The organism is Chthoniobacter flavus Ellin428 (genome assembly GCF_000173075.1).
GTDB lineage: Bacteria > Verrucomicrobiota > Verrucomicrobiia > Chthoniobacterales > Chthoniobacteraceae > Chthoniobacter > Chthoniobacter flavus.
The window spans coordinates 1-25,956 of the sequence record NZ_ABVL01000040.1; the positions used below are offsets into that span (position 1 = coordinate 1).

29 protein-coding genes are annotated in these 25,956 nt (G+C 60.0%); 13 read left to right on the plus strand and 16 right to left on the minus strand.

Going from position 1 to position 25,956, the window contains the following annotated elements:
* A partial coding sequence (locus tag CFE428DRAFT_RS30865; RefSeq protein WP_042726172.1) for a transposase occupies nt 1-521 on the plus strand: 521 nt, incomplete at its 5' end.
* 474 nt (nt 522-995) lie between these two features.
* On the opposite strand, the gene CFE428DRAFT_RS30870 is transcribed toward CFE428DRAFT_RS30865, so the two are convergent.
* Nucleotides 996-1,745 carry a nucleotidyl transferase AbiEii/AbiGii toxin family protein gene (locus tag CFE428DRAFT_RS30870; protein ID WP_006983669.1) on the minus strand — a complete coding sequence of 250 codons (750 nt, stop codon included), beginning with the start codon at nt 1,743-1,745 and terminating at the stop codon, nt 996-998.
* A 644-nt stretch (nt 1,746-2,389) separates the two neighbouring features.
* On the opposite strand from CFE428DRAFT_RS30870, the gene CFE428DRAFT_RS30875 reads away from it, so the two are divergent.
* On the plus strand, nt 2,390-5,182 hold the full coding sequence (locus tag CFE428DRAFT_RS30875; protein WP_042726173.1) for a TOTE conflict system archaeo-eukaryotic primase domain-containing protein: 2,793 nt from the start codon (nt 2,390-2,392) through the stop codon (nt 5,180-5,182).
* 13 nt (nt 5,183-5,195) lie between these two features.
* On the opposite strand, the gene CFE428DRAFT_RS30880 is transcribed toward CFE428DRAFT_RS30875, so the two are convergent.
* Complete coding sequence (locus tag CFE428DRAFT_RS30880) at nt 5,196-5,957, minus strand: dTMP kinase (RefSeq protein ID WP_006983671.1); 762 nt, start codon at nt 5,955-5,957, stop codon at nt 5,196-5,198.
* Nucleotides 5,948-6,631 carry a dTMP kinase gene (tmk, locus tag CFE428DRAFT_RS30885; RefSeq protein WP_042726178.1) on the minus strand — a complete coding sequence of 228 codons (684 nt, stop codon included), beginning with the start codon at nt 6,629-6,631 and terminating at the stop codon, nt 5,948-5,950. The genes CFE428DRAFT_RS30880 and tmk overlap by 10 nt, the downstream gene beginning before the upstream one ends.
* A 94-nt stretch (nt 6,632-6,725) precedes the next feature.
* Between tmk and CFE428DRAFT_RS30890 the strand changes: the two genes are divergently transcribed.
* The 4 genes from CFE428DRAFT_RS30890 (at nt 6,726) to CFE428DRAFT_RS30905 (ending at nt 10,976) form a co-directional block, all read left to right on the plus strand.
* On the plus strand, nt 6,726-7,118 hold the full coding sequence (locus tag CFE428DRAFT_RS30890) for a cytidine deaminase (RefSeq protein ID WP_006983673.1): 393 nt from the start codon (nt 6,726-6,728) through the stop codon (nt 7,116-7,118).
* Nucleotides 7,119-7,281: 163 nt separating this feature from the next.
* Nucleotides 7,282-9,135 carry a tRNA uridine-5-carboxymethylaminomethyl(34) synthesis enzyme MnmG gene (gene mnmG, locus CFE428DRAFT_RS30895; protein ID WP_006983674.1) on the plus strand — a complete coding sequence of 618 codons (1,854 nt, stop codon included), beginning with the start codon at nt 7,282-7,284 and terminating at the stop codon, nt 9,133-9,135.
* Nucleotides 9,136-9,367: 232 nt separating this feature from the next.
* Complete coding sequence (locus CFE428DRAFT_RS30900) at nt 9,368-10,123, plus strand: GNAT family N-acetyltransferase (protein WP_006983675.1); 756 nt, start codon at nt 9,368-9,370, stop codon at nt 10,121-10,123.
* 7 nt (nt 10,124-10,130) lie between these two features.
* On the plus strand, nt 10,131-10,976 hold the full coding sequence (locus tag CFE428DRAFT_RS30905) for a lysophospholipid acyltransferase family protein (protein ID WP_006983676.1): 846 nt from the start codon (nt 10,131-10,133) through the stop codon (nt 10,974-10,976).
* Here CFE428DRAFT_RS30905 and CFE428DRAFT_RS30910 read toward each other — a convergent pair.
* Entirely contained in the window at nt 10,875-11,936 is a 1,062-nt protein-coding gene (locus tag CFE428DRAFT_RS30910) for a cysteine desulfurase family protein (protein WP_049975809.1), read from the minus strand. The two genes, CFE428DRAFT_RS30905 and CFE428DRAFT_RS30910, sit on opposite strands and share 102 nt — an antisense overlap.
* Nucleotides 11,937-12,170: 234 nt before the next feature.
* Between CFE428DRAFT_RS30910 and CFE428DRAFT_RS30915 the strand changes: the two genes are divergently transcribed.
* The 3 genes from CFE428DRAFT_RS30915 to CFE428DRAFT_RS30925 all read left to right on the plus strand — a co-directional run bounded on the left by CFE428DRAFT_RS30915 (nt 12,171) and on the right by CFE428DRAFT_RS30925 (nt 14,061).
* On the plus strand, nt 12,171-12,629 hold the full coding sequence (locus CFE428DRAFT_RS30915; RefSeq protein WP_006983678.1) for a glycine cleavage system H family protein: 459 nt from the start codon (nt 12,171-12,173) through the stop codon (nt 12,627-12,629).
* A 173-nt stretch (nt 12,630-12,802) separates the two neighbouring features.
* Nucleotides 12,803-13,222 carry a hypothetical protein gene (locus tag CFE428DRAFT_RS30920; protein WP_006983679.1) on the plus strand — a complete coding sequence of 140 codons (420 nt, stop codon included), beginning with the start codon at nt 12,803-12,805 and terminating at the stop codon, nt 13,220-13,222.
* Nucleotides 13,219-14,061, plus strand: coding sequence for a ferredoxin family protein (locus CFE428DRAFT_RS30925; protein ID WP_006983680.1), 843 nt, complete (start codon nt 13,219-13,221; stop codon nt 14,059-14,061). The genes CFE428DRAFT_RS30920 and CFE428DRAFT_RS30925 overlap by 4 nt, the downstream gene beginning before the upstream one ends.
* Before the next feature lie 30 nt (nt 14,062-14,091).
* Here the strand turns inward: CFE428DRAFT_RS30925 and CFE428DRAFT_RS34815 are convergent, their stop codons facing one another.
* Nucleotides 14,092-14,712: an ankyrin repeat domain-containing protein gene (locus CFE428DRAFT_RS34815; protein WP_157447706.1), complete on the minus strand. Its 621-nt coding sequence runs from the start codon at nt 14,710-14,712 to the stop codon at nt 14,092-14,094.
* A gap of 255 nt (nt 14,713-14,967) precedes the next feature.
* On the minus strand, nt 14,968-15,195 hold the full coding sequence (locus CFE428DRAFT_RS38075; RefSeq protein WP_131990151.1) for a hypothetical protein: 228 nt from the start codon (nt 15,193-15,195) through the stop codon (nt 14,968-14,970).
* Here CFE428DRAFT_RS38075 and CFE428DRAFT_RS30935 point away from each other — a divergent pair.
* Nucleotides 15,179-16,735, plus strand: a complete 1,557-nt coding sequence (locus tag CFE428DRAFT_RS30935; RefSeq protein ID WP_006983682.1) for a sulfatase family protein — start codon at nt 15,179-15,181, stop codon at nt 16,733-16,735. The two genes, CFE428DRAFT_RS38075 and CFE428DRAFT_RS30935, sit on opposite strands and share 17 nt — an antisense overlap.
* Before the next feature lie 151 nt (nt 16,736-16,886).
* Here the strand turns inward: CFE428DRAFT_RS30935 and CFE428DRAFT_RS30940 are convergent, their stop codons facing one another.
* Nucleotides 16,887-17,981: a radical SAM protein gene (locus CFE428DRAFT_RS30940; RefSeq protein ID WP_006983683.1), complete on the minus strand. Its 1,095-nt coding sequence runs from the start codon at nt 17,979-17,981 to the stop codon at nt 16,887-16,889.
* Between the two features lie 265 nt (nt 17,982-18,246).
* Entirely contained in the window at nt 18,247-18,972 is a 726-nt protein-coding gene (locus tag CFE428DRAFT_RS30945; RefSeq protein ID WP_006983685.1) for an MBL fold metallo-hydrolase, read from the minus strand.
* A gap of 65 nt (nt 18,973-19,037) precedes the next feature.
* Here CFE428DRAFT_RS30945 and CFE428DRAFT_RS30950 point away from each other — a divergent pair, with 65 nt between their 5' ends.
* Nucleotides 19,038-19,292, plus strand: coding sequence for a hypothetical protein (locus CFE428DRAFT_RS30950; protein WP_006983686.1), 255 nt, complete (start codon nt 19,038-19,040; stop codon nt 19,290-19,292).
* Nucleotides 19,293-19,313: 21 nt separating this feature from the next.
* Here CFE428DRAFT_RS30950 and CFE428DRAFT_RS36450 read toward each other — a convergent pair whose 3' ends face one another.
* The 8 genes from CFE428DRAFT_RS36450 to CFE428DRAFT_RS30980 all read right to left on the minus strand — a co-directional run bounded on the left by CFE428DRAFT_RS36450 (nt 19,314) and on the right by CFE428DRAFT_RS30980 (nt 24,471).
* Nucleotides 19,314-19,469, minus strand: a complete 156-nt coding sequence (locus CFE428DRAFT_RS36450) for a FeoB-associated Cys-rich membrane protein (protein WP_006983687.1) — start codon at nt 19,467-19,469, stop codon at nt 19,314-19,316.
* A gap of 3 nt (nt 19,470-19,472) precedes the next feature.
* Nucleotides 19,473-21,587 (minus strand): ferrous iron transport protein B, encoded by a 2,115-nt coding sequence (gene feoB, locus CFE428DRAFT_RS30955; protein ID WP_006983688.1) that lies wholly within the window; start codon nt 21,585-21,587, stop codon nt 19,473-19,475.
* A gap of 2 nt (nt 21,588-21,589) precedes the next feature.
* Complete coding sequence (locus CFE428DRAFT_RS30960; RefSeq protein ID WP_006983689.1) at nt 21,590-21,832, minus strand: FeoA family protein; 243 nt, start codon at nt 21,830-21,832, stop codon at nt 21,590-21,592.
* Nucleotides 21,829-22,077 (minus strand): FeoA family protein, encoded by a 249-nt coding sequence (locus CFE428DRAFT_RS38080; RefSeq protein ID WP_006983690.1) that lies wholly within the window; start codon nt 22,075-22,077, stop codon nt 21,829-21,831. Before CFE428DRAFT_RS38080 ends, CFE428DRAFT_RS30960 begins: the two co-directional genes overlap by 4 nt.
* A gap of 504 nt (nt 22,078-22,581) precedes the next feature.
* A complete protein-coding gene (locus CFE428DRAFT_RS30970; RefSeq protein WP_006983691.1) occupies nt 22,582-22,776 on the minus strand; it encodes a hypothetical protein in 195 nt (64 codons plus the stop codon).
* 33 nt (nt 22,777-22,809) lie between these two features.
* Nucleotides 22,810-22,956, minus strand: coding sequence for a lmo0937 family membrane protein (locus CFE428DRAFT_RS38085; RefSeq protein WP_006983692.1), 147 nt, complete (start codon nt 22,954-22,956; stop codon nt 22,810-22,812).
* A gap of 94 nt (nt 22,957-23,050) precedes the next feature.
* Complete coding sequence (locus CFE428DRAFT_RS30975; protein ID WP_006983693.1) at nt 23,051-23,782, minus strand: ROK family protein; 732 nt, start codon at nt 23,780-23,782, stop codon at nt 23,051-23,053.
* Nucleotides 23,779-24,471 (minus strand): HAD family hydrolase, encoded by a 693-nt coding sequence (locus CFE428DRAFT_RS30980; RefSeq protein ID WP_006983694.1) that lies wholly within the window; start codon nt 24,469-24,471, stop codon nt 23,779-23,781. The genes CFE428DRAFT_RS30975 and CFE428DRAFT_RS30980 overlap by 4 nt, the downstream gene beginning before the upstream one ends.
* Nucleotides 24,472-24,905: 434 nt before the next feature.
* Here CFE428DRAFT_RS30980 and CFE428DRAFT_RS30985 point away from each other — a divergent pair, with 434 nt between their 5' ends.
* Together CFE428DRAFT_RS30985 and CFE428DRAFT_RS30990 are read left to right on the plus strand one after the other, a co-directional pair.
* On the plus strand, nt 24,906-25,259 hold the full coding sequence (locus CFE428DRAFT_RS30985; RefSeq protein ID WP_006983695.1) for a hypothetical protein: 354 nt from the start codon (nt 24,906-24,908) through the stop codon (nt 25,257-25,259).
* 150 nt (nt 25,260-25,409) lie between these two features.
* Nucleotides 25,410-25,640 carry a hypothetical protein gene (locus CFE428DRAFT_RS30990; protein WP_006983696.1) on the plus strand — a complete coding sequence of 77 codons (231 nt, stop codon included), beginning with the start codon at nt 25,410-25,412 and terminating at the stop codon, nt 25,638-25,640.
* Nucleotides 25,641-25,956 lie beyond the last annotated feature (316 nt).

Consider the following 25,956-nt stretch of genomic DNA (forward strand, 5'->3'; position numbering starts at 1 on the left):
AGGCCCGGATCGTTTTCGATCGTTTTCATCTCATGCAGATGGCCGGCAAAGCACTCGATGACGTGCGCAAGCAACTGCGCCGTGAAGGGGCCGGACTGGCCGGTGAACTTTGGGCGATCCGAGGCAACAGTTGGACGCGCTCGGAGGAACAACTCGCGCACCGCCAGCAACTCTGCACCCAATATCCCAAACTGGGCCGGGCCATGATGTTGCGCGAAACCTTCCAGGACGTGCTGGCCGGCGAAGATGCGGTGGCCCTGCGCTGGTGGGTGACTCGTGCCAGACGATCTCGATTGGTCCCCTTTCGCAAACTGGCCGACAGCGTCATGGAACATTGGGACGGGATCGTGGCTTTCCTGGAAACCCGTGTCACCAACGGCGTGATCGAGGCGATCAACGGTCTGCTCCAACTGGCCAAACGCATGGCTCGCGGCTTTCGTTCTTTCCGCAACTTCCGCCTCATGGCTCTGCTCAAAGCCGGCCGCCTCCAACTTCACCTCCCCTCCCTTTCACCCACTTAAAACAGCGAAGCGGCGGAATTTTTAAAACGCAGAGGCCGCAGCGCGGCACAGCCGCAGCCAAAAGGGGAGCCACGAACATTCGAAAAGACAGGGAAGGGAAAGTGCCCCGCGAATCACTCGAATGAAGCGAATGATCTGTCCTCATTCGAGTGATTTGCGTGATTCGCGGGCCCAAAATTCTACGCGCCGTGCGGACATTTTCATGGTTAGCACTGCAGAGAAGAAGTGGAGGGGGCAGGTGGAGTAAAACCGCGAATGGACGCCAATGGGCGCGAATATCGGAGGCGAACGCTATTCTCTATTCGCGTCTGTTAGCGTCCATTCGCGGTTAGCGAAGGCGCGGCTGATTTTACCTAAATAAGGGAACGGATGGCCACAAAGAGGCACACAAGGAGGGATGGCAGACTCTTCCTCTGCGTTCTCGGCGTCCTCTGCCTTTAAATTGGCGGCGACTACTGCTTTATTTAAAATGCTTTAGCGATTCTCTTTCGAGCCGGAGCCTTTCTGCTGGAAGGCGAGACGAGCCTGCTCCGTCTGATACTTGTCACGCAGTTGCGTGAAAAATGCGGCCATTTCGGCCAGGGTGGGTGCGTCTGGCATCAGGGTTTCATAGCCGGGATCGGTGACGGATTTCACACCGCGACAAAGATTTTGAAATGCCTGAGAAATACTCAGCTTGGGATTGGAGATGCCCGGACGCTGAAATGCTTCGTGAAAATCGTGGAGAGCGAAACGGTGTCCGCGGAAAAGAACATACAGATCAATCCAATCGCGAGAAACGCAACGATTGGCCGACGCCAGCGCCTTCGTGCGAAATAGCTCGGGTAACGTGGCAACCCGAACCAATGAGGCGCTGGAGGACTCAACCATTCCCGCAAGATCTGGATTGGGGGCAAAAAAGTTCACCTTTACCCCATTGATGAGAAAATTCTGTTGGTAATCGTGCAGGCTCTGACCGGCGATGAGGAATTCGTCGTAGGCTGCCTGATTGTCATCGCGAACGACAGTGAACCCGCTGCGCTCCAGGATTCTGACCAGCCCGTTCAGCGCAGAACGCGGCAGTTTGTCAGCTACGTTGATGAAGTCCAAATCCTCGCTCACACGGTGAGCAAGGTGCATGGTCAGCGCCGTGCCGCCGATCAAAACGAAGCCGCCCAGCGCGGGCTGCGAAGACAGAAACTCCCAAACCCGGCGGGTCTCAGGTGCAAGCTTGCTCGTATCCACGCCGAATATTCGCGAGAATTGGACACACAATCGGCTCGACCCACTGCGTATCCGTCTCGGTGTCCGCCCGCAGAATAGCCCATTCTCGTTCCAATCGGTCCGGCCCAAATGTCGCGGCGATATCAAGAAGCACCGGAAATTGGGGCTTCATTAGGGCCGCGCGAATGCGGATATCATCATCTGCCTGCCGATTAGACCAGACGAGGCCTGGATATGCTTTCCAAAAAGACTCACTCGAAGATGGGTGTTCGAAAGACATGGCAGTCTCCAAGCTGGCTCGATCCGAATTCGAATCAGCCTTGAAAGTCTGCCCCAGAGTGAGAAAAGGACTCTGCGGCGCGTTTGGTGCGGCAAATTCCACCCTTCAAACTTACCCAACGGCTGGGGGAGCATCAAGGGCTATCTATAGACAGCTTCAGCCCTTATTTCATCTCGCCGGGCAGTCCGAGGTACCGACATCTGATCCCGCGCTCAGAGTTACCATCGACTGTCGTCTGTTTGAAGGAAGAAGCCAGGCCGCATACAGGAGATGTCCCTGACGTTCCCATTTCGGCAACTCCAAGCCGGCCTGTTTGGTAATAATGGTAATGGAACGAGAAAAAGCGCGCTGTAGGCTCTTTTTCGCAAACAACAGAAAGAACCGAATGGTTACACAAGATTCACCGCCAGCGGCGAAGATCGCGCTGTTTCGGTCATTCTTTCGCGGAAGAACGGATGTTTATCCCCTTCGCTTCGAAAGCAAGAGAACCGGCAAAGTCGGTTATTCTCCAGCTTGCGCCAACGAATGGGTTCGCGGGGTGTGCGAGAAGCCGAGAATCAGATGCGCGGATTGTCCCAATCGGAGTTTCCTTCCCGTGACGGATGATGTCATCCGTTGGCACCTGTCCGGGCGTACGGATCAGGGCGGAGACTTTGTTGCGGGAGTTTATCCGATGCTGCTGGATGAAACCTGCTTTTTTCTGGCGGCTGATTTCGATGGCGAACAATGGCGGGACGACGCAGGAGCATTCATCGAAACCTGCCATGGCCTCTCAGTACCCGCGGCATTGGAAAGGTCGCGTTCCGGCGATGGTGCTCATGTCTGGCTCTTCTTTGAGGAAGCGATTCCAGCCAGCCTTGCGCGGAAGCTCGGATCTTACATTTTGACCGAGACGATGGAGAGGCGTCCTGAACTTGGCCTGCGCTCCTATGACCGCTTTTTCCCGAATCAAGATACGTTGCCGAGCGGAGGATTTGGGAACCTGATCGCGCTGCCTCTCCAAAAACAGGCGAGGCTGCAAGGGAACACGGTCTTTCTCGACGAGACATTTCATCCACGTCCGGACCAATGGTTGTCTCTCGCATCGCTCCAGAAGATCAACCGCTCCAGCGTCGAGGCGCTCGTTCGCCATGCGGAATCAAAGAGTCGAGTGATTGGAGTCCGCGCGGTGATTACGGAGGATGACGATTCCCCGTGGTCTGCGCCGCCATCCCGTCACCGTGTAACACCCGTCCCGGGACCTCTGCCGGAGAAAGTCGAATTGGTTCTCGCGGATCAAATCTACATTGCCAAGGAGAACCTCTCTCCTCCACTTCGCAATCGGCTTCTGCGCATTGCCGCGTTTCAAAATCCTGAATTCTATCGAGCGCAGGCGATGCGTTTGCCGACCTACGATAAGCCGCGGATCATCTGTTGCACCGAGGATCATCCGCAGCATTATGCGCTCCCGCGCGGCTGTCTCGAGGAAGTGCAGGAATTGTTGCAAACGCTAAAGATCGAGCCGGTAATCCGCGATGAACGGCGCCTGGGAAAACCGATCAATGTATCCTTCCACGGCACGTTGCGCCCGGACCAGCAATTGGCAGCGGAAGCCATGCTCAGGCATGAGACCGGTGTCCTGGCGGCGACGACGGCCTTCGGAAAAACCGTGCTTGCCGCCTGGCTCATCGCTCAACGAGGTGTGAATACGCTCGTTCTCGTCCATCGCCAGCAACTTCTGGAGCAGTGGGTTGAGCGGCTGTCCGGATTTCTCGACGTGCCTGCGAAAAGCATCGGCCGACTCGGTGGTGGGCGAAAGAAGCTTACGGGAGAGATTGACGTCGCCTTGATCCAAAGCCTCGTACGGAAAGGTGTGGTTGATGACCGGGTCGGAAATTACGGACATCTGGTGGTAGACGAATGCCATCATCTTTCCGCGCGTAGCTTCGAGTTGGTTGCCAGCCGGGCAAAAGCGAAATTCGTGGTTGGCCTGTCGGCGACCGTGGCGCGCAAGGATGGACATCATCCCATCATCTTCATGCAATGCGGACCCGTGCGGCATCGCGTGGATGCCAGGGAGCAGGCTGCGGCTCGCCCTTTTGCTCACCACGTACTGGTTCGCCCGACCGGATTCCGTTCATTGAATCCAGGTGAAGATGATCCACGGATGGAATTTCAGAGGCTCTGTGAAAACCTGCAGAATGAGGACGCGCGAAATGAAATGATCTGCGCCGACGTGGTGAGAGCGGTGCATGAGGGGCGCTCTCCATTATTACTCACAGAGCGGACGGAGCACCTCGAACGCCTCGCGGAGCGGCTGTCGGTGGAACTGCCGAATATATTCACCCTGCGCGGAGGGACCGGAAAAAGGGAGTTGCGACAAACTTTGGATAACCTGGCACAAATGCCGGAGACGACGCGTCGGGTGATTATCGCCACGGGACGCTTCGTCGGCGAAGGCTTCGACGACCCGCGTTTGGATACCCTGTTTCTCACGATGCCGGTGTCGTGGAAAGGGACTGTTGCCCAATATGCCGGCCGCCTGCATCGGCTGCATGAAAGCAAACGCGAAGTGCGCGTCTATGACTACGCGGACCTGAATGTGCCGATGCTCGCCAGGATGTTCGACAAGCGGTGCCGCGGCTACGAATCGCTCGGTTACACAATCCTGCTGCCGGCGAGCGCCATTCCGGGTTGGCCGGTGGAAGTGCCGTTGCCCATCGATCTGGAATGGAAGAAAAATTATGCGGCCAGTGTTCGACGGCTGATCCGCGATGGCGTGGATGTACCGTTGGCGAATCTATTTGTTCACGCCGCGCGTCCGCCATCTCCAGATGCGGAGGGAGTAGCCCGCGCCCGCAGCGCTAGCGAGGCTTTCCTCTATCGTCGCCTGCAAACACTACATGAAACGAACGGACGTTTTCGGCTGAACGCCGAACTCGCCATTCCCTTCGATAGTCGTGGACAGATGGAGGCGGACTTTTTGTGCGCCGACGCCCTCTTGGTCATCGAGTTGGACGGCGCGCAACATCTGGCCGATGCCGAAGCCTATCGCCGTGACCGACGAAAGGATGCCCTGTTACAGCAGAACGGATATTTCGTTCTTCGATTTCTAACGGAAGACATCGGCCAGCATCTTGACCGCATTTTGGACGCGATCCTGGCGGCACTGGCTCATCGCCGAGCGGTTCTAAAATGACGATTCTAAAATATTACTCTCCCTGCTTCGGCAAACCCACATCCGGCGGCGGGACGATCTCCTGGCGCTGCACTGCGGTGCCGATGCCGAGCTGGCCGCCGATTTTCTTCCGCAGTTCGCGTTGGATCGTCTCGACGCGCGAGTTGCCGTTGATGATCTCGAAGCCGTATTCCTCCTGCATCTTCTGAAACTCGTTTTGCAGCAGGCGCTGGTATTTCACGAAGCTCGAGAACATGTCGCGCGAGAGGCCGAGATCCATGCCGCTCTCCCAATAGTCGAGCGTGCTGTTCTTTTGGAAATTGCGCTCCACGAGTTGCGCGGCGCCGACGCGGAAATAAAAGACTGCGTCCGGCACGAGCGCGGGGCTGTAAAGATTGCGCGTCCAGGCGCGGTCCGCGCCGCGGACGAGGTCGCGCGCCATGAGCGTATAAATATAACGATCCGCAATGACGATGAGCCCGGCGCGCAACGCCGGCACGATCTCGTGCACGAGTTGATCGAAAAAATCCGTGGCGTAGAAGAGTGACAGCGTGGTGTGGGTGAGCACGTTGCCTTGCTTCGCTTCCTCGAGTTCCTCGCTTACCAGATTCGAGCGGCGCAGGCCCATGTGTCGCACGGCGTAACCATTCGCCTCGAGCCATTGGCTGAGCATACCGATCTGCGTGGAGCGGCCCGAGCCATCCGCGCCCTCGATGGCGAAGAGCTTGCCGGCAAATTTCGGCTCGCGGATTTCCGGCAGGCACCGGCCGAAGAATGGCTTGTCCTTCAATGGCATGGGCGGCGGCGATAGGTGGGCAGGTCGATCTTTTCCTTGATGAGATTGCGCACCTTGGCCTGCTGGACGTGGATTTCCTCGGTGGCGTCGACGGGCACGAAGCCGAATTTTTCCCGCATCGACTCGTACTCCGCGTAGACTTTCCCCTGAAAGATGCGGAAGCTTTCGTACGGATCGGTGCTCCAGCCCATGTCGAGCCCGGCCTCGTGATATTTCAGCGCGGGGCGTCCCTCGAGGATGCGGTTTAGCGAAGTCTCCAGCGGCACACGGAAATAGAGAGTGATGTCGGGCAGCACCGCGAAGCTGTAAAGCTGCTCTACCCAATCGCGGTCGACACCGCGCACCGCATCACGGGCCAGCGCGGTAAAAATGTAGCGGTCACAGAGCACCAGATACCCGGCACGGAGCAGCGGCAAAATCTGCCGCTCGTACCGATCCGCGAAATCGGTGGCGTGAATGAGCGAGAACGTAGTCGGCGTGAGCAACTGGCGCTTCTTGCCTTTCGACGTGGACTTCTTAACTAATATGGATGAGTTCCACTCCGTAAAAAAGACGCGGTAACCTTCGAGCTCCAGCCAGCGCTTCACCAGATAGATCTGGGTGGATTTGCCGGAACCATCCAGCCCCTCGACCGCGAGGAGCTTGCCGGAGTAGTTTCGTTTGGGGGTTACCACGACGGAGGATAGTCCGGAATCCGGCGCGAATTGCAACCGAAAAGCCGGGTTCACCTGATTGTCACGATTATAACATTCTGTATATAAGATACTTATGAATTTCGACCCGCTCCTTACCGCGGCAAGTGAAGTACGCACCAAAGCTTATGCCCCGTACTCGCGGTTTCAGGTGGGCGCGGCGTTGCGGACGAAAAGCGGACGGGTGTTCTGCGGATGCAACGTGGAGAATCTTTCGTTTGGGCTGACGATTTGTGCGGAACGCGCGGCGGTGTTTGCGGCCGTGGCGGCGGGCGAGACGGAATTCGAGGCCATTGCCGTGGTGGCGGATTCGGTGCAACCGGTTACGCCGTGTGGGGCATGTCGGCAGGTGCTGGCGGAGTTTGCGCCGGAGTTGAAGGTGTGTTCCGCGAACTTGCGGGACGAACGGTACGAGACAAGCATTGCAGAATTGTTGCCGAGGGCAAAGGAGGGTATCCTCGGCACCTAGTTTACGCTCAGCCCACGAGCGACCTTCTTAATCTTAATCGCAATCTTAATCTTACTCCCTTCACGTTCGGCAGAGGGATTAAGATTACGATTAAGATTAAGATCAAGAGGCCAGCTCCCACCCCTTTTTCAGCCCGCCAAAAGTTCCACGTGGAACATTTCCCATGTTCGTCTATCCCAAGAAATACGATGTGATCGTCATCGGTGCCGGCCATGCCGGGATCGAAGCTGCCATGGCCGCCGCCCGGCTCGGCTGCGAAACGCTCATGCTCACCCAGAACCTCGACTCGGTCGGGCAGATGTCCTGCAACCCCGCCATCGGAGGGCAGGCCAAGGGCCAGATGGTTCGCGAGATCGACGCTCTCGGGGGTGTGATGGGATTGAACACCGACGCCACGAGCATCCAGTTCCGGATGCTCAATTCCGGCAAGGGGCCGAGTGTCCGCTCTCCCCGTGCCCAATGTGATAAGAAGGCTTACCAGTTCCGGGCCAAGGCGGTGCTGGAGCGCCAGCCGCATCTCGATCTCAAACAGGGCAACGTCACCCGCATCCTCACGGAAGGCGGTCATGCCTGCGGCGTCGAAACGAACCTCGGTCTCCGGGTCTTGGGCCGTTCGGTCGTGGTCACCACCGGCACCTTCATGCGCGGCCTGCTCCATGTCGGCCTACAGAATCAATCCGGCGGCCGAATGGGCGACAGCTTCTCCACCTTGAGCGACTCCCTGCGCGAGCTCGGCTTTGAGGTAGGCAGATTCAAGACCGGCACGCCCTGCCGGCTCAATGGCCGGACCATCGACTTCTCGCAGTGCGAGCGGCAGGGGGGTGATGAACCGCCGCTCCCCTTCTCCTACATCCCGGAGAAGCTGAATGAACGGCTTCACGACATCTTCACCCTCAATCACTGGCGCGATGGAAAGTTCCACGTGGAACAATTGCCCTGTTGGATCACCAACACCAACCCCCGGACCCACGAGCTGATCCGATCGAATCTCGACAAGTCCCCGCTCTATGCCGGGCGGATCGAAGGGGTCGGCCCGCGCTACTGCCCCTCCATCGAGGACAAGGTGGTCCGCTTCTCGGAAAAGAACTCTCACCAGCTCTTTCTCGAACCCGAAGGCCGGCACACCGAGGAGTATTATGTGAACGGCGTCTCGACCAGCCTCCCCATGGAGGTTCAGTACGCCTTCATCCGCTCCATCCCCGGCTTGGAGAATGCCGAGATCATGCGGCCGGGTTATGCCGTGGAGTATGACTACTGCCCGCCCACCCAGCTGCATCCCACGCTGGAGACGAAGCAGGTCCCGCACCTCTATTTCGCCGGGCAGATCAATGGCACCTCCGGCTACGAAGAGGCCGGTGCCCAAGGTCTCATGGCCGGGGCCAATGCCGCCCTCAAGCTCCTCGACCGGCCGCCCCTGATCCTGTCCCGGGCGGATGCCTATATCGGCGTGCTCATCGATGATCTCGTGACCAAGGGGACACTGGAGCCGTATCGGATGTTCACCAGCCGGGCCGAACATCGGCTCCATCTCCGGCAGGACAATGCCGACCTGCGCCTCACCCCCATCGCCCACCGCTGCGGATTGATCAGCGGTTATCGTTGGGAGAAGCTCCAGGCCAAGATCGCCAGCCTTTCCCAGCTCCGGGAGTATGCGAATACCACCCACTTCGGCGGCGGGAAGATCGCCCAGTGGTTGCGCCGTCCTGAGTCCGACCACACCCAACTGCCCGAAGGCCTTAGCGCTCCCTTTGCCGCGGAGCTATGGGATTCGATCCAGATCGAGCTCAAGTACGCCGGTTACATCACCCGGCAGGAGGCGGCCATCGAGAAGCTCCGCCGGAATGAGGAGAAGACGCTGCCTGCTCAATTGGATTATGAAGCCATCTCCGGCCTGCGCGCCGAGACCCGGCAGAAGCTGGCGTCCATCCGCCCGGCGACCTTTGGCCAGGCGGCCCGGATCAGCGGGGTGACCCCGGCGGATCTGGCGTTGCTTTCGGTGTACTTGGAGAAGCGATAGGCGGGCTATTGGTTGTGGCCGTTTAGCGGATAGGAAGAATAGGAGGAATAGGAATTATGGGAACCTCCGTTCTCCTATTCTTCCCATCTTTCCTATTCCTCCTATTCCCCACTCCGACCCCAATTTTTCCGCCAAGATTTAACGTCCCGGTCACCTGAACGTCATTTGGGCGTGCGACCTTGCCCAAACCTCCGAGCGCCCCGCTCGGATCTTTTCCTTCGCTCCGTCGCACATGAACACGCTTCCCGAGTCCCCGCGGTCGCATGCCCCACGCGCCACCTACGCCGTTCGCCTGGCCCGCGACGCCGGCGACATCGAAGCCGCCCAGCGCCTGCGCTTCGAGGTCTTCAATCTCGAATTGAACGAAGGTCTCGACGCCGCCTACCTCAGCGGACTCGATGCCGACCAATTCGACGAATGCTGCGATCACCTGCTCGTCGAGGACACCCGAACCGGCTCCGTCGTCGGGACCTACCGCTTGCAGACCGGCCAGCTCGCCGCCGCGAACCACGGCTACTACAGCGCCCAGGAATTCGACTTCTCGCCCTTCGAGCCGATCCGCTGCGAGACCGTCGAGCTTGGCCGGGCGTGTGTCCATAAAGACCACCGCAAGCTCGCCGTCCTCAATCTTCTTTGGCGCGGCATCGCTGTCTACGCCACTGAACGCAAGGCCCGCTACCTCATCGGCTGCAGTTCCCTCACTTCCCAGGACGCCGCCGCCGGCCTCGCCATGTATCAGGCCCTCACCGCCGAACACCTCGTCGAAGAGCGCTTCCGCACCGAGGCGATCGGTGCCTACCGCATCGCCGGCGAACTGCCCTGCTCGAACCTTCCTTCGGTGCCGAAACTTCTCCGCGCCTATCTGTCCATCGGGGCCAAGATCTGCGGGCCGCCGGCGCTCGATCAGGATTTCAAGACGATCGACTTCCTCACCCTGCTCGACCTGCGTGCCCTCCCCACCGCGGTTCGCAACCACTTCCTCGGTTAATCCATCCATGAAACGACAACTCGTGCTTCGGGTGGCTGGACGCGCCGCGTCCTTCCTCTTCTTCATTATCGGCACGATCATCGCCCAAGCTCTGCGGGTCAGCTTCTCGAAAGCCGCCCGCCAGCGCCGGGCCCGCGCCGAATGGCTGCAACGCACCGCGCAGCGTTGCGTGCAAATCCTTCGTCTCAAAATTAACCGCTTCGGCGCCCTGCCGACCAGCGGTCTGGTCGTCGCCAACCACCTCAGCTACATCGACATTATCCTTCTCGCAGCGCAAAGGCCGTGTGTCTTCGTGTCGAAAAGCGAGGTCCACTCCTGGCCGATCTTCGGTCAGTGCGCCCGACTCGGCGGCACCATCTTCGTTGATCGCAAACACCGCGGTGATGTCGCCGGCGTGACCGATCTCATGGGCGCCGCGCTCGATGAAGGCGCGCTCGTCATTCTCTTCCCGGAGGGCACCAGCTCCGGCGGCGCGAGCGTCCTACCCTTCAAGAGCTCACTCCTCGAACCCGCGCTGCACGTCAATCATCCCGTCACCGCCATCGCCATCGCCTACGCCCTCGAGCAGGGCTCCGTAGCCAATGAAATCTGCTACTGGCGCGACATGACGCTCCTCCCGCACCTGCTGAACGTATGGAGTAAGTCGTTGATATACTGTAGTTTACGATGCGGCGTTGGCCGCCAACGCCGGGGGGACCGCAAATCGCTCGCCCGCGAGTTGCATGACGAAGTCGCCGCCCTTCACGCCGCTTCAACTCGCGAACTCGCGGTGCGCATTCCGCAGACCTTCGAGCAGCCGCGTCCAGTCCTCATGGGCGGTCTCCCATCCGCTGCTAAACCGCAGCGCCCGTGACGCTTCGTCGGCGCTGATCCCCATCGCGGCCAGGACGTGCGAGGTCTCCTCCTTGCCGCTGGCGCAGGCCGAGCCGGTCGACACCGCGTAGCCGAGCTTGTCCAGTTTCACGACCCAGCGCTGACGGCAATCCGTCACCTCCGGCATGATTGCCGCGACGGTATTCCAAAGGCGATCCGCACCGCCGCCGACGATCTTCGTCCCGGGCAACGCGGTCCGTAATTCCTCAACAAACGCGCCACGCCACGCCGCGCGTTCGCTCACAAATTCGGAACGCAACGCCGTTTCGCGTTCTTCCAACGCCGCGATCATCGCCAGCACTCCCGCGACGTTTTCCGTTCCCGCGCGGCGTCCTTCCTCCTGCGGCCCGCCGACGATCAACGAGCGAAACTTCGCCGGCACCTTGAGAAATCCGACGCCCTGCGGACCGCCAAATTTGTGGGCGCATCCGCTCACGAAATCACACCCGCCCAAGCCCCGCGCGGGCAATTTCCCGATCCACTGCGCGGCATCGCAAAAGAACGGCACGCCGTGCTCACGGCACAACTCCAGCACCTCGCGCCAAGGCTGCAAGACACCGGTCTCATTATTCGCCGCCATCACGGTCACCAGCCCGGGAGTGCCGATTTTAAGCGCCTTCGCGAGCCAGGCCACATCCGCCACGCCATCGGGGGTCACGGGTATCGATTGCCGGCTCTTGCCAAAATAACGTTCCGTCGCCGCCAGCGCGCACGGGTGCTCGATCGCCGAAATCCAAATCTCCTTTGCGCCATTTGCCGCCGCGCTCTGGATCGCCGTGTTGTTCGCTTCCGTTGCGCCGGAAGTCCACACGATGTCATGCGGCTCGCAGCCCAGCCACGCGGCCAGTTTTTCGCGCGCCTGGGTCAGGGCCGTATCCGCCCGCGCACCGAGCCGATGTGGACTCGACGGATTCCCGATATAGCGCTCCCGTGGCTTCAAGCCAGGCCTCCCGCGCGGCGGGTGAAAGCGGATGAGTGGCGTTGTGATCAAAATAAAGCACGGGGAAGAAAAGTAAGCAGTTGATGATTGATAGTGGATAGTCGGCCACTTTTCCATCCATGAGGGCGCTCCGCGCCGAAAGGCGGCTCGGAAAAATTCCGCGGAGCGGTCATCGCTGCGGAAACGCGGTGGACTATCCACTATCAACTATCCACCATCAACGTTTCCCCGCCCGTGCCTGACACCTCCTTCTACAAGCGCGCCACCTTTGTCACCCACCTCCCGACGGACTGCCTCTACAGCCCGTCGCACTTCTGGCTGCACGAAGTCGAACCCGGCCGCTGGCGTGTGGGCTTCACCAAATTCGCCACCCGCATGCTCGGCGAAATCGTAGAGGTGCAGTGGGAAAAGAAAGAAGGCGCGCCGGTGACGAGCGGTGAGATCATCGGCTCGATCGAGGGGTTCAAGGCGATCAGCGATATCTACTGCGTCGCCGCTGGCGCCTTCGTCCGGGGCAACCCCGCCTTGGGTCAGGACATCGAACTCGTCAGCAAAGAGCCCTACACCGGCGGCTGGCTCTACGAAATCCACGGTCAGCCCGATGCAAAATGCATCGACCTCATCGCCTACCGGGCACTGCTCGACACCACTATCGACCGCATCCTGGAGAAGCAGGAGAAAGAGGAAGGCTGAAGCGTTAAGTGATCAGTAATCAGTAATCAGTATTCAGTGTGATCCAGCAGGATAGGCTGGCCGCCGAGGACTAATCACTGATTACTGATCACTAAGCACTGCTCACCACTCACCGCTCACCTCCTTCCCTCTTTCCCCCTCGCCCGCTTCAGGCTACTGTCCTCAATCCCCACATGAGCCAAACCCCGCCGACGATCCTTTATTGCCACTGCCAGTACGCGCAGGTGGTGCCCAAAGAAGTAAAGGAAGCGGTGCTGAAAAAGCTGTGTGACTCCGGCGTCGCCTTCGAGGCCGTCGCCGACCTGTGCGAGATGGCCGCGCGTCGCGATCCTGCTTTGCAACGCCTCGCCGACACCGGCGCGGTGAAAATCGCCGCCTGCTTTCCCCGCGCGGTGAAATGGCTCTTCCACCAGGCCAATGCTCCGCTGCCGCTCGATGCAACCGAAGTCCTCAATATGCGGACGCAGACCGCCGAGGAAGTCGCAATCCGATTGCTGGCCGCCGAGCTCGCCCCGAATTTGCCGACCGGAAAGGTCACCCCACAAGACGCCCCGCAAGAAGCCGCGGCTGCCATTCCCGCCCCCCTCTCATGAGTCTCTCCGATCCCGCCCTCCGCATCGTCCTCTACGAAGGTTCCGGCGCTGAGCCCCTCGATGGCGCGAGCCGCTACTCTGCCGTCAGCGCGCTTTTGCAAAAAGGCTTCGCTGTCACGCGCAGTGCGGCCGATCGCCCTGTCGCACCGGCCGACCATTCGCCGCTGCTCGTGCTCGGCCGTTTCGGTGGCCAGCCGCCGGAAGTCGTCGAGAGCGACGTGCCGCTTCGCTTCCAGGACATCACCGATCTCGCCCCTGCGCAGCTCGGCGATGCCGTCGAATCCGTCCGCACCGAAACCAAGGCCGCGCAACACGGCGCGTGGAAACCGTGGTTCCCGGTCATCGATTACGACCGCTGCACAAACTGCATGCAGTGCCTCAGCTTCTGCCTCTTCGGCGTTTACGGCGTCGACGCCGAGAAGCAGATCCAGGTGCAGAACAACGACAACTGCAAAACCAATTGCCCTGCCTGCTCGCGTGTGTGTCCCGCCGCGGCGATTATGTTTCCGAAATACAAGGCCGGCCCGATCAATGGCGACGACGTCAGCGAAGCCGATCTCGCGAAGGAAAAGATGAAGGTCGACATCAGCGCCCTGCTCGGCGGCGATGTCTACGCCATGCTCCGCCTGCGCAGTGAAAAGGCGAAGAGCCGTTTCTCCAAGGAACGCGATTCCGACAAGGCACTCACCGAGCGCCAGAAGTGCCTCGTGAAACTGGCCGCCGCGGGCGACATTCCGCCTGAAGTTCTCATGTCTCTTCCGTCCCCGGAAGAAATCGCCCGTCGCGCCGAGGAAGCTGCGGCCAAGGCGCAAGCCGCGCTGGCGGCGCAGAAATCATAGTTATTTCGCTGGGTCACCAAACGGGTGACCTCAACGGCTCTCGTTCAGCAGCGCGAGCACATCAACGTGCCCTCGGGTGGTCGCAAGATCCTTTGCCGCACGCCCCTTTTTATCGACCAGCGTCGCGTCCGCTCCGTGTCGTAACAGCGCACACGCGGCTTCGACACACCCAAACCAAGCCGCCTTCATCAGTGGCGTTGCATCGTTTCCATCACGCACATTCGGATCGATGCCGGCATCAATCAGCACGGACACACAGGCGACTTCTCTCGCTATGTTGTGAGGAGGTTGCATGACAGCACAATGCAACGCGGTGAAGCCGTTTTTATCTGCGAGCTTCGCGTCTGCCCCACGGGAAAGGAGAAAGCGAATGACTTCCACTTGCCTGCCGCGGGCCGCCGACATCAACGCTGTGCATCCTACTTCGTTTCTGGCATTCGGTAAAAACCCATCGTCCAGGAAATCTCGCACCGCAGTTACGTCACCGCGATGGGCGGCCCGAAGTGGATCATCTCGATAGACCTCGAACGGGATTCGCCCCTTTTGATGAAGAGCGTCCTTCCATCTCTGCATGACATCCGAGAGCGGTGGAACGCTATCGTCGATATATTCGTCCACTGCTTGCTGCTCTACCTCGGACAACTTCAACACGCTCTTAATGCAATCACACGTGATCAATTGGCCCCCACAGAAAGGACACCTTTCTTTAGTGCAAAAGAGATCGTGCAGTTCGCCATCCCGCACGCCGCAATCCGGACACGTCTCTATCATATGACGTCGCTTAGGCGGCGTGGATGAACCGCTGGAAAACCACTTCCTCAATGCGTCAAACATGATTGGATTCGGGCGCTTCCTCAGGAAGGATCTCTACAGACAGACGTCAGCAGCGCGGAGGTATCCGACTGCTCATTCGAGACGCTCCTGGCGCAGATCGTCCAGCACCTGCTGAGTATTTGTGACACCAGGGGCGGCTCGTTCCCGCAGTTCTGCCAACCGCTGCAGCCAAGCCTCGCGGGTTCCGGCAGACGCAGGATCACTTTGGGCACGACGCAACCTCACGATCAACATTTGCAACCTCTGCAGTTTCCGGTCGTCCCAATGGGCAATTTCCTGCTTGATGGCTTCGAAGCTCACGCCGGGAATTTACTTTAAGCCATATCTGCGGCAACATCAGATCGGCGAGGAGACATTTTCTCACTGGCGACTCTGCTATCTCGCGGGTTATCGCTGCATGATGCGTTCCCTCCGACTCGCTCTCCTCGTCGCCTTCGCCGCCGCACTGGTAGGCACCTCGGCCGGCGCCGAAACCAAGCTCCCGAACATCGTCATCTTCATGACCGACGATCAAGGCTACGCGGATGTCGGCGTCTTTGGTGCGAAAGGGTTCACCACGCCGAATCTCGATCGCATGGCCCACGAAGGGCGGATCTTCACGGATTTCCATTCCTCGCAGCCGGTGTGCTCGGCTTCCCGCACGGGATTGCTCACCGGATGCTATCCCAATCGCATCGGCATCAATGGCGCTCTCGGGCCGAACTCCAAGATCGGCATCAGCGACCAGGAAATGACCCTCGCTCAACTCGTGAAGCAAAAGGGTTACGCCACTGCGATCTACGGCAAATGGCATCTCGGCGATCGCCCGCAATTCCTGCCCACGCGCCATGGCTTCGACGAATACTTCGGCATCCCGTATTCGAACGACATGTGGCCGAATCATCCCGAGGCCAAGCAGGGGACGTATCCGCCGCTGCCCATTTACGAGAACGAAACGCCTACGCACGTCGGCGTCACGCACGCCGATCAGGAACAGCTTACCACGTGGTATGCGGAGCACGCGGTGAGCTTCATCGAGCGGCACAAGGACCAGCCCTTCTTCCTCTACGTCGCCACGAATTCGCCGCACGTCCCCTTGCACGTGAGCGATAAGTTCCGTGGGAAATCCGCGCGCGGATTGTACGGCGATGTCATCGAGGAAATCGATTGGGCGATGGGGCAGATTCTCGAGGCGTTGAAAAAGAACGGCCTCGATGACAACACGCTGGTCCTATTCACCTCGGATAACGGTCCCTGGCTCAGCTACGGAAATCACGCCGGCTCCGCTGGGCCCTTGCGCGAGGGGAAGGGGACGAACTTCGATGGCGGGCATCGCGAGCCGTTCATCGTGCGGTGGCCGGGGAAAATTCCCGCCGACACCGTGTGGCCCGGCCCGGCGATGGCGATCGATATTTTCCCAACCATCGCGCGACTCACCGGCGCGAAGTTACCCGATCACAAGATCGATGGCCTCGACATCTGGCCGCTCTTCACCGGCGAGCCCGGCGCGAAAAATCCGCACGAGTGCTATTACCTCTATTACGACGTGAATGCCCTGCAGGCCGTGCGCGCGGGCGATTGGAAGCTCTTCTTCCCGCACACCACGCGCACCATGAATGGGCAGACGCCGGGCCACGATGGCATTCCCGGAAAATACAAGCCGCTGCATGTCGGCCACGAGCTCTACAATCTCAGCGATGACATCGGCGAGACCAAGGACGTGGCCGCGGAGAATCCGGAGATCGTCAAACAGCTCGAGGCTCTTGCTGAAAAGGCGCGCGCCGACATGGGCGATGCGCTCACGCACCGCGTCGGCAGCGGCTCGCGCGAACCCGGCCGCTGGACGCCGCCGGCGCAGTGAGGAGAGTTTAAAGCAGAGCTACAACCGGAGAAATTTTAAACGCAGACGACGCAGAGGCGCAGAGAAGAAGCTTCACGGATGACACGGATTACAAAGGCAGCTGCCGCACGGATTCCTCAATCCGTGCAATCCGCGTAATCCGTGGTCCAACTCAGCCCTTCACCAACTCCGCTTCGCGCTCGCTGGCCTCACGCGCTCCCGCCGCGACCAGCTCGCGCGTCTTGCGCTGCACGGTGCTGTCGTGATCGGCCTTGGTGTAGGCGTTGAAATCGTTGAACCAGTATTTCTTCGCCCAGCGATACATCCAGTGCTGCTCGGGGATTTCCTCGCCGGGGAGCCACTGCGAAAAGCGCGGGGTCATCGCTTCGAGTTCCGCCATGGCGGTGCCGCGCATCGTGGTATCGCGAGCGCCGTGTTTGACGACGAGGTCTTTCACCAGGTCCGGCCGCTCGAGGACCACGCAGCCGCGGGTGTGTTGCGCGCTGAGCTCGCGGAAGTCGCGCAGGAATGCGGAGTCGCGCATGGTGGCGAAGATGCCCCGCGAATCGCGGATGTTTTCCGTGGCGAACTGAATAATCGGGCACGGCTCGATCTCACCCTTTGGGTTCACGTGATGCGAGATGCCGGTGCTCATCGGGCACAGCGCGCGGCCTTCACCGTCGTAATAGGCATCGATGATGGCGATGGGCACCTTCGCGCGCATCTCCACCACGAACCGGCGCACGCGCACGAGTTGCTCCGGCGTGAGGGCGAGCTGCGGATTCATCTTCGGCCCGACGGGGCGGTAGGTATGGAACCAGCAATAGTGCACGCCGCGCGCGATGAGCTCACGCAGCCATGCTTCGTTGCAAAGTTCGTCGATATTCGTCTGGCAAACGCTGGTCGCGACGCCAGTGAGAATGCCTTCGCGCAGGCACGCCTCGAGACCGCGGATGGTTTTGTTGAAGACGTCCTTCTTGCCCCGGCGGGCGTCGCTCACCATCTCGCGCCCCTCGATGGAAATCAGCGGGGTGGCATTGCCGATCTGCCGCAAGCGCCGCGCGACTTTGTCGGTAATGAACTGGCCATTGGTGAAGACCTGGAAATAGGCGTCCGGATGCGCCGCGAGGAGATCGAGCAGCTCGGGATGCATGAACGGTTCGCCCCCGAGGATGCCAAAGAAGGCATTCCCGTGCTCCTTGGCGTCCTCGATCGTCCGGTTCAGCGTCTCGAGATCGATGGCATTCCGCTCCGCCTCGACATCCACCCAGCAGCCCTGGCAGCGCAGGTGCAGGAATTGATGATCGAGAGATAAAGGAACGGTGGGAAGTATTCGCCGCGCTGGATGCGGCGCTTGAAGCGCTCGACGGAGAGCAATCCCTTCACCCCGAAGTTCCACATGAATTTACCGAGCAACCGCGGGTCAGTTGTTTGGAGGATACGGAGGGCGAGGGCAGGGAACATGGCGGAGCTAAAGGGTGCCGCATCCGGGCGCGTTGGCAAAAGGAAATGTAGCGGAGGGCGCGTTCACCTTATGCCACGTCGAACTCTCGCTGCATCACACCGGCCAGGTCGCGGAGGAGCTGCCCGCCATCGCCGGCATACGATGAGCCGTGCATCACGGCCAGCGAGGCGGGTTGCAGATCAGCGAGGGCGCGGAGGACGCCTTCGGTCTTCGCGGTATAGGGCATGTAGCCGGCGAGCGGGCCTTGTCTCAGTTGGGCCAGTGCCTCCGTGGTCGGGCCGATGAGGTCGGAGCTGGTCAGCGGCGCGACGTCGCCGAAGTGGTGGAAGAGATCGGAGCAGAAAAGCGTATTTTGCGTTTCCTCAAAGAGCACGCCCGCGTCCCAGCCATGCGGGATGTGCGGTGAGCGATGAAAACGGAAACGATATTTGCCTGTGGTGAGCGTCTCGCCGGGCGTGAGCCCACGCGCGGGACGGATGGCGAAATCGTCGGCGTTCACCAATTTGCCGACCAGCGTGCAGGCCGGTTCGGCGTGCGGAGCGAGCTGCAGCCATTCATTCAGCGCGCCGCATTCGTCGGATTCGAAATGACTCCACGCCACCCAGCGCAGCCTGGCTGGATCGATGAGCGACGTGACCGCCTCGCGCAACGCGGGAAACAGGCGCTTCAAGCCCGCGTGAAAGAGCAGCGGCTCCTCATCCCGGACAAGGAAGTGATTGAACTGCATATTGTAGTCCGGGACGTAGACGGAGATTCGGAACAGGTCGGGGGCGATTTCGTCGATCTTGGCCATGGCTAAAAGGTATATATTCGCGCCGTCCTCACGCACGCCGAATACGATACTGGATCCTGGAAAGAATGACCGAAACCCTGAAAACCACACTCGCCCACTGGCCCAAGGTGTCAGAATCCGTCTTCGTCGCCCATAACGAAGGCGACTATCGTCTGGTCGCTTTGCTTGATGAGCTTATCGACGAGGTGGGTAACGACGAGAGCCATCCACTGGCGTCGCTCATGGAGGTCATCGGCCTGCTCATTGAGAAATATGAGGACGACCGCGTGCCGGAATTGGAGGAATCGAGGGCGGTTCGAGAAGAGCCGCCAGCGGAATAAGGCCGGGTTTTTCGGTAAACCCTACCGCCCCGCCTTGCTTGCCTTCGACGTCCCGCAGCCGCAATCGCTCCCGCAATTTTTCCCCGCCGCGCGTTTGCGCAGGAAACGCACGATGAAAAACGCCAGCGCCCCACCGACGAGGGCGGCGACGGAAAGTTGATCGATGAGCGGGTTCATTAGCTAGTGGAAGCCGAGGAGTTTGCCGCCCTGGTAAACAATGAACGCGCCGGCCCAGGCGAGCCCGGTCATGTAGAAGATTTGGAACAACGGCCAGCGCCAGGAATTCGTTTCCCGGCGCACGACGGCCACGGTGCTGATGCACTGCATGGCGAGAACATAAAACACCATCAGCCCGATGCAAACGAGCGGGGTGAACATCGGCGAACCGTCGTTCCGTTTCTCATTCGTCATCGTATCGCGCAGCGGTGCGATGTCCTCCTTGTCCTTGCTCTCCACGCTGTAAACGATCGACATGGTGCCAACGAAAACTTCGCGCGCGGCAAAGCTGCCGATCAGGCCGATGCCGATCTTCCAATCGTAGCCGAGCGGCTTGATCGCGGGCTCGATCGCGTGGCCCATGCGGCCGGCGAAACTTTGCGCCAGCGCCTCGGAAGGCGTCGCCTTCGGATCGGACGGCTTCGGATAAGTGGCCAGCGCCCAGAGCAGGACGGAGAGCGCGAGAATGACTGTGCCCGCACGGCGCATGAAGAGCCCCGAACGTTCCCACATGCGCAACGCCACGCCTTTCCAGGAAGGCATGCGGTAGGGCGGCATTTCGAGGAGCAGCATCGGCGTCTCGCCTTTGAGCAGCTTCCGCTTGAAGACCCACGCCATGCCGAAGGCTACGAAGATGCCGAGCAGATACATGCAGAGCATGATGCCCGCCTTCTGCATCGCCGAATGGCCGGGAATCAGCACCGCGATCATCAGCGAATAAACCGGCAGACGCGCCGAGCAGCTCATGAGCGGCGCGACGAGAATGGTGACGAGACGATCCTTGCGGTTCTCGATCGTGCGCGTGGCCATGATGCCCGGGATGGCGCAGGCGAAGCTGCTCAGCATCGGGATGAAGGACTTGCCGTGCAGCCCGGCCTTCGACATGAGCCGGTCCATGATGAACGCGGCGCGCGCCATGTAGCCGGTGTCCTCGAGGATCCCGAGGAAGAAATAGAGAATGAGAATCTGCGGCAGGAAGACGACCACGCCACCGACCCCGGCAATCACGCCATCGGTCAGCAGTCCGCGCAGATCGCTCTCCGGCAGGTGGTCGGTGACCCACTTGCCCAGCCAGTCCGAGCCGTCCTTGATCCAATCCATCGGCACCTGCGCGACGGTGAAGATGCAGAAAAACATCAGCGCCATCATCCCGAGGAACGCCACCCAGCCCCAGACGCGGTGCGTGAGCCAGCCGTCGACCTTGTCGGAAACCGAAGCGGCGAAATGGCTGTCGCCGGTATGATGGGCGGCGGCGCACACCTGGCCGATCCAATCGTAACGCGCATCCACCGGAGCGGAAATCGGATCGATACCCGCGGTGCCGAGACGCTGTTGCGCGGCCTTGGTCGCCTCGATGATCGCGCGATCGTGGTGCGTGACTTCATCGAGCGCGGCCTCGTGCAGAGTGAGCAGGAGCAATGCTTCCGCGCGGGCAATATCCGGCGCCACGGGCAATTGCCTGGCCAGGCCCATGACCTCGCGTTCGAGCACGATGGGCATCTGCGTCCAGATCGTCGGCGGCGGCAGCGGCGAGCGGGACACCGCCTGGCGCAGCTCGATCAGACCCACGCCTTTCGTCGCGACCATCGCGATCACCGGCACGCCGAGCTTTTCGCGCAGCGCCATGATGTCGATGACCACGCCATTCTTTTCCGCGACGTCGACCATGTTCAGCGCGACGACGATCGGGATATTCAGCTCAAGCATCTGCGCGACCAGATACAGGTTGCGCTCCAGGTTGCTCGCGTCGACCACGCAAATGATTGCGTCCGGGCGCGGCGTATCCGCCTGGCGGCCGAGCAGCACGTCGCGGGCGACGGCTTCATCGGGCGAACGCACCTGCAGGCTGTAGCTGCCCGGCAGGTCGAGGAGTTCCATGGCCTCGCCATGGCTGCCGAAGAAACGGCCGGTCTTTTTCTCGACCGTCACGCCGGGATAGTTGCCCACCTTTTGGCGGAGACCGGTCAGGGCATTGAAAATCGTGCTCTTGCCGCAGTTCGGGTTGCCCGCGATGGCCACGTAGCGCGTGACCTCACGGGAAGACGACGGGGCAGCAGAGGTCGATACAGGACTGGCCATGGCTAAAGACGCGCGACGAACACGCCGGCGGCTTCGTTTTTCCGCAAGGAAAGGTGGTAACCGCGCACCTTGATATCAATGGGGTCGCCGAGCGGCGCAAAACGGATCACTTCGAACTGGGCGCCCACCGTGAGCCCCATTTCCAGCAGGCGTTGCCGATGTTCCGGCGGCAGGGCGAAGCCGAGCACGCGGCCTTTCTGGCCGAGCGGGAGGGAGCTGAGCGTCTCGCCGGCGTCGGTCGTCATGCGGCAATCTTCTCCACACGCACGTGTTCACCGAGGTCCCGGCCGATGGCCACCCGCATGCCCATGATCGAGCAAATGATCGCCGCACCGTCCGCGACCTTGCGTACTTCCACCCGGTCTTGAAATCCTAACTCCCTCAGCCGGAGGCACTCAGGGCAGTCCGGGCAGATCGTCACCACCCGCAAACGTTCGCCGACCCTGGCACGGGCCAGCGTGTAAGTCGGCTTGTGGGACGCGGTCTGCATGGATCGAGGGATGGGGAAAATAGCAGTAGTTGAGAATTTGTCGCAATAAAATTGTAGGCCGCGTCCACGAAGCATAAACCGCGAAGCGGGAACATCTTTGCCTGCATCTTCCGGGGAGCCGCTTCCAACGCACAGGAAGGATGGGAAGAATACGACCTCCTGGATAAGGGAATGAATGGCCACAAAAGGCACAAAAGGAGGTCCCTGCGGAAACGGCAGGGTCATCCGCAGGGTGTCGATGAGCGCGACCTACTGGCTCAAGGGAGTCTACCGAAAATCGGACGGCTGGATTTTTGACCACGGATTACGCGGATTGCACGGATGAGACGAGCCGACGCGGATTTCTGTAATCCGCGCAATCCGTGGTCCTTCCTCCCTACACATTGTGTTTCGGTACACCCTCTAAGGAACATTTCTTTTTGTGCTTCTTGGGCCTTTTTGTGGCCATTCCTAGTCCCGCTTCTAGGATAATCTCTCTCCCATTCGACTGCGGTCCGGCTTCCCTCAACCTTCGTCTTCGCGTCCTTTTTCCTTCACGCGAATCGACACCGGCGGCATCAGCGCGCCTTCATTCAACCGCACGAAATCTTCGATCGCTTCCTTCACCTCACCCCCCAGATCGCTCAGGTGTTTCACTTCGACTCTTTCCACGAGCTCCGCCTTCGTCGAATCTTCGATTTCCACGATCAGCGTTTTCATGGCAGTAGTTTCGGTCAAGATTCGCCCATTCGGTCAGGTCGCCCGTTTGCCCGTGAGGAAATGCAGCACGATGAGAATGAGCGCGATGACCAGGACGATATGGATGAGTGCCCCGGCGACGTGCAGCAGAAAGCCGAGCAGCCAGAGGAGGATCAGGATGATTCCGATGATAGCGAGCATAAGAAAGTAATTGGGTTCATCCCCTGAATCGCATCCCACCGGTGAAGCGTGCGTAGGAGCGGCTTCATCGAGGCGATCGCCGGATCGAAGCGCGTCATTTTTTCTTCTTTTTCTCCGGCTTACCGTTGCGCTTCAGCCGCCAGGTCGTCGTCAGGGGTTCCGCGAGCATGTCGGCGCCGGGCCACATCCGGATCGCGCCCTTGAAACTATCCTGGTTGTCACCGCGTTCGCATTTGTCCGGCAATGGGTCCACGTACTTGGCGTTACCCCCACCGATTTGAAATACATCGGGAAAGAAAATGTCCTGCAGGAGCGCCACCGCACGCTGGACCGACCGCTGCCAGCGCCGCTTGCCATCGGTGTTCAACGCTTTCTTGCTCAGCCGATCCATGAACGCCTCGGACTTCGAGAGCGGAATGAGCCCGATCTCCAGCGGCACGATCGTATCGTCCACGATCAACGTCGCCCCCACGCTTGTGCCCAGGCCGAGGAAAAGCATCCGCCCCGATTCATAACTCGCCAGCGCCTGCATGGCCGCGTCGTTGATGATCCGCACCGGCTTCTTGAACGCCTTTTCAAAATCGAAATCCACCCAGCCGCCACTGAGGTTCAACGGATTCCGCGCCACCTTTCCATCGCGCACAATGCCCGGAAAGCCCAGCGTCACGACCTCGTAATTCCAATCCTCGGTCGCCGCGAGCACGCCCTTCACCATTTTCGCCCCGGTCAGCGTGCGCCCCGACGGAAATTTGCGAAATCCTTCGTGCCCGCTCGCCATGAGTTTCACGCTGGTCCCGCCGACATCGATCATCAGTACTTTGCTCATGATACGGCCTCCGTCGGGTTCAGCAGATGCCCAATGAGTTCGGTGACGCCGTCGCCGTGATCGGCTTTCGTCACGAAATCCACTTCCTTCAGGATGGCCGGCAATGCATTGGCCACCGCCACGGATAACCCGCAAATCTTGAGAAAGGCATGATCGTTTTCCGCATCGCCCACCCCCGCGATCTGTTCCGGCGTGAGGCCCAATCGCTCCGCAGCCGCGCGCAGGCCGGTCGCCTTGTTCACCCCGCTCGGCAGAATCATCACCGCGCCCTTGTTGAAAATCACCTGTAACTCCAGGCCCATCTCTTTGATGGTTTGCAACACCACGGTCTCGTGCGGCTCCCAAGTGGCGACAATCGATTTCCCCACTTGTAATGGCAAGCCAAGCTCATGCAGGCGCGCCACAAATTCACTCGGCGGCGGTGCGGCGAGCGCCTCCACCTCACTAATGTGCGGGTGATAAAGCACGCCGCCATTTTCCATCACCGCGAGATCGAACCACGTGATCTGCGGAAAGATGGCCTTCAGTTCGTGCAGTTCGCGTCCCGTCACGAGGATCAGCCGGAAGTGCGCATCCTTCAGCTTTCGCAAAGCGGCCAACGTCGTTTCGTTCACGGCCCCATCGTGGGCGAGCGTCCCGTCATAGTCCGTCGCGAGAGCGCGCAGTCCAGGAGGAATCGGCTTATTCATAATTTCAGAAATTCGACTGCGTCCTTCCTCGCCGCGCCCGGCATTTTCATTTTGCGAAACATGCTTTAGCCAAGTTTCGCGGATTGTAGATGCATTGGATGCCTCGCCGCAGATCCGCTTATCCGGCCACCGTCCATTGTCCCAATTCGCGCCGATCACCACGGATGGCGCAGCGCGGGAGAGCCGCAACCAAAGAAATTTTTAAACGCAGAGGCCGCGGAGGCGCAGAGAAGAAGTGGAGAGGGGGTTGGTGGAGTAAAAACCGCGAATGGACGCGAATCAGAAACGCCTCCATCTTCCTCCTCTATTCGCGTTCATTGGCGTCCATTCGCGGTTAAAAAATTACGCAAGCTGCGTCCATTTTTAGGGTTAGTGCTGCAGATTACTCGGATTGAAACACACGATCCACGACCTCCTCTGAATCCGCGTAATCCGTGAAATCCGTGGTCACCCCATTTTCGCGGTTAGAGACTGTGAAAAAAGTGCCCGCGAATTACGCGAATGACACAAATGGGCGTATTTTTTTCATTGGCGTCATCGGTGTGATTCGCGGGCCAAAGAATCTCGCTGCCGCTTTATTTCACAGTCTCTTAGGGATCCTCGCCAAGCCCACGTCACGCACACCTCCGCAAATGCTTCCGTCGCAACGCCGCGCCGACGCCGTTCAAAATGATGTCCGCCACCCGCTGCTGCACGGTCGGATCCCGGCGATCCACCTCGTGTCCACGACGTTCACCTTCGAGCCAGCATTCCGTTCGCACGATGTCCTCTACATCGGGAATTTCTGATCGGATTAGTTCAGTTTCTTGGTCCATAACCCGTGAAGTTTGTTTCACCCACTAAATCGCAATCCGCCGAGCGCCCGGCTTTTGAACCGCCGAAATGATTGCACATTATCCGCAGAACCAACCGCTGACGCGTTTTCGATTCCCCAGAGTATGAGACGACTGCTCTTCGGCCTCGCGTTGCTCGGGCTCATCGTCGCCGTGCGCGGCCGGCGATCGCGCCGGGCGCCAGCGCGATTGTCCCTATCGTCCCATTCCAAACCGCCAACCTACGACGACATCGCCCTGCGCGCCTACTTCATCGGCCTGGATCACGACGCCAATGGAGACCAGCCCGATCCACTACGCGACTGGGCCGAAGCCGAACACGAGCTCCTCGCCTAAAGCCCGCGAAAAACCGCCCTCCTCGCGGTCGCTCGGCTTTCGACTTCGCTCCCGAAGAACCTGTTTCGAACTGGAACTCGCTCCCTTGGGAGCGGCGACTTTCCAGTCGCCGACCGAGCAAACGCGCGGAGCGCCATTCTTCGGGGCGTCGCTCCACGACGCAGGGTCTTTTCTAGAAAGTCGCCCCTCCCAGGAAAGCCGTTGCCGCACGCCATATTCAAGGGGACCCCCACAGCCTCGGCGGCTGGTTCTTGTCACAGCAAACAATCCCGCGCAGCGGTTTCGGGGTCTCAGAATGACACGCGGGGAGGGTGGT

Excerpts from the sequence above, each read along its gene's own strand:
- CFE428DRAFT_RS30875 (WP_042726173.1), top strand. The coding sequence starts at position 2,390 with ATGGTTACACAAGATTCACCGCCAGCGGCGAAGATCGCGCTGTTTCGG.
- CFE428DRAFT_RS30880 (WP_006983671.1), bottom strand. The coding sequence starts at position 5,957 with ATGCCATTGAAGGACAAGCCATTCTTCGGCCGGTGCCTGCCGGAAATC.
- CFE428DRAFT_RS30890 (WP_006983673.1), top strand. The coding sequence starts at position 6,726 with ATGAATTTCGACCCGCTCCTTACCGCGGCAAGTGAAGTACGCACCAAA.
- mnmG (WP_006983674.1), top strand. The coding sequence starts at position 7,282 with ATGTTCGTCTATCCCAAGAAATACGATGTGATCGTCATCGGTGCCGGC.
- CFE428DRAFT_RS30900 (WP_006983675.1), top strand. The coding sequence starts at position 9,368 with ATGAACACGCTTCCCGAGTCCCCGCGGTCGCATGCCCCACGCGCCACC.
- CFE428DRAFT_RS30905 (WP_006983676.1), top strand. The coding sequence starts at position 10,131 with ATGAAACGACAACTCGTGCTTCGGGTGGCTGGACGCGCCGCGTCCTTC.
- CFE428DRAFT_RS30920 (WP_006983679.1), top strand. The coding sequence starts at position 12,803 with ATGAGCCAAACCCCGCCGACGATCCTTTATTGCCACTGCCAGTACGCG.
- CFE428DRAFT_RS30925 (WP_006983680.1), top strand. The coding sequence starts at position 13,219 with ATGAGTCTCTCCGATCCCGCCCTCCGCATCGTCCTCTACGAAGGTTCC.
- CFE428DRAFT_RS30935 (WP_006983682.1), top strand. The coding sequence starts at position 15,179 with ATGGCTTCGAAGCTCACGCCGGGAATTTACTTTAAGCCATATCTGCGG.
- CFE428DRAFT_RS30945 (WP_006983685.1), bottom strand. The coding sequence starts at position 18,972 with ATGGCCAAGATCGACGAAATCGCCCCCGACCTGTTCCGAATCTCCGTC.
- CFE428DRAFT_RS30950 (WP_006983686.1), top strand. The coding sequence starts at position 19,038 with ATGACCGAAACCCTGAAAACCACACTCGCCCACTGGCCCAAGGTGTCA.
- CFE428DRAFT_RS36450 (WP_006983687.1), bottom strand. The coding sequence starts at position 19,469 with ATGAACCCGCTCATCGATCAACTTTCCGTCGCCGCCCTCGTCGGTGGG.
- feoB (WP_006983688.1), bottom strand. The coding sequence starts at position 21,587 with ATGGCCAGTCCTGTATCGACCTCTGCTGCCCCGTCGTCTTCCCGTGAG.
- CFE428DRAFT_RS30960 (WP_006983689.1), bottom strand. The coding sequence starts at position 21,832 with ATGACGACCGACGCCGGCGAGACGCTCAGCTCCCTCCCGCTCGGCCAG.
- CFE428DRAFT_RS38080 (WP_006983690.1), bottom strand. The coding sequence starts at position 22,077 with ATGCAGACCGCGTCCCACAAGCCGACTTACACGCTGGCCCGTGCCAGG.
- CFE428DRAFT_RS30970 (WP_006983691.1), bottom strand. The coding sequence starts at position 22,776 with ATGAAAACGCTGATCGTGGAAATCGAAGATTCGACGAAGGCGGAGCTC.
- CFE428DRAFT_RS38085 (WP_006983692.1), bottom strand. The coding sequence starts at position 22,956 with ATGCTCGCTATCATCGGAATCATCCTGATCCTCCTCTGGCTGCTCGGC.
- CFE428DRAFT_RS30975 (WP_006983693.1), bottom strand. The coding sequence starts at position 23,782 with ATGAGCAAAGTACTGATGATCGATGTCGGCGGGACCAGCGTGAAACTC.
- CFE428DRAFT_RS30980 (WP_006983694.1), bottom strand. The coding sequence starts at position 24,471 with ATGAATAAGCCGATTCCTCCTGGACTGCGCGCTCTCGCGACGGACTAT.
- CFE428DRAFT_RS30990 (WP_006983696.1), top strand. The coding sequence starts at position 25,410 with ATGAGACGACTGCTCTTCGGCCTCGCGTTGCTCGGGCTCATCGTCGCC.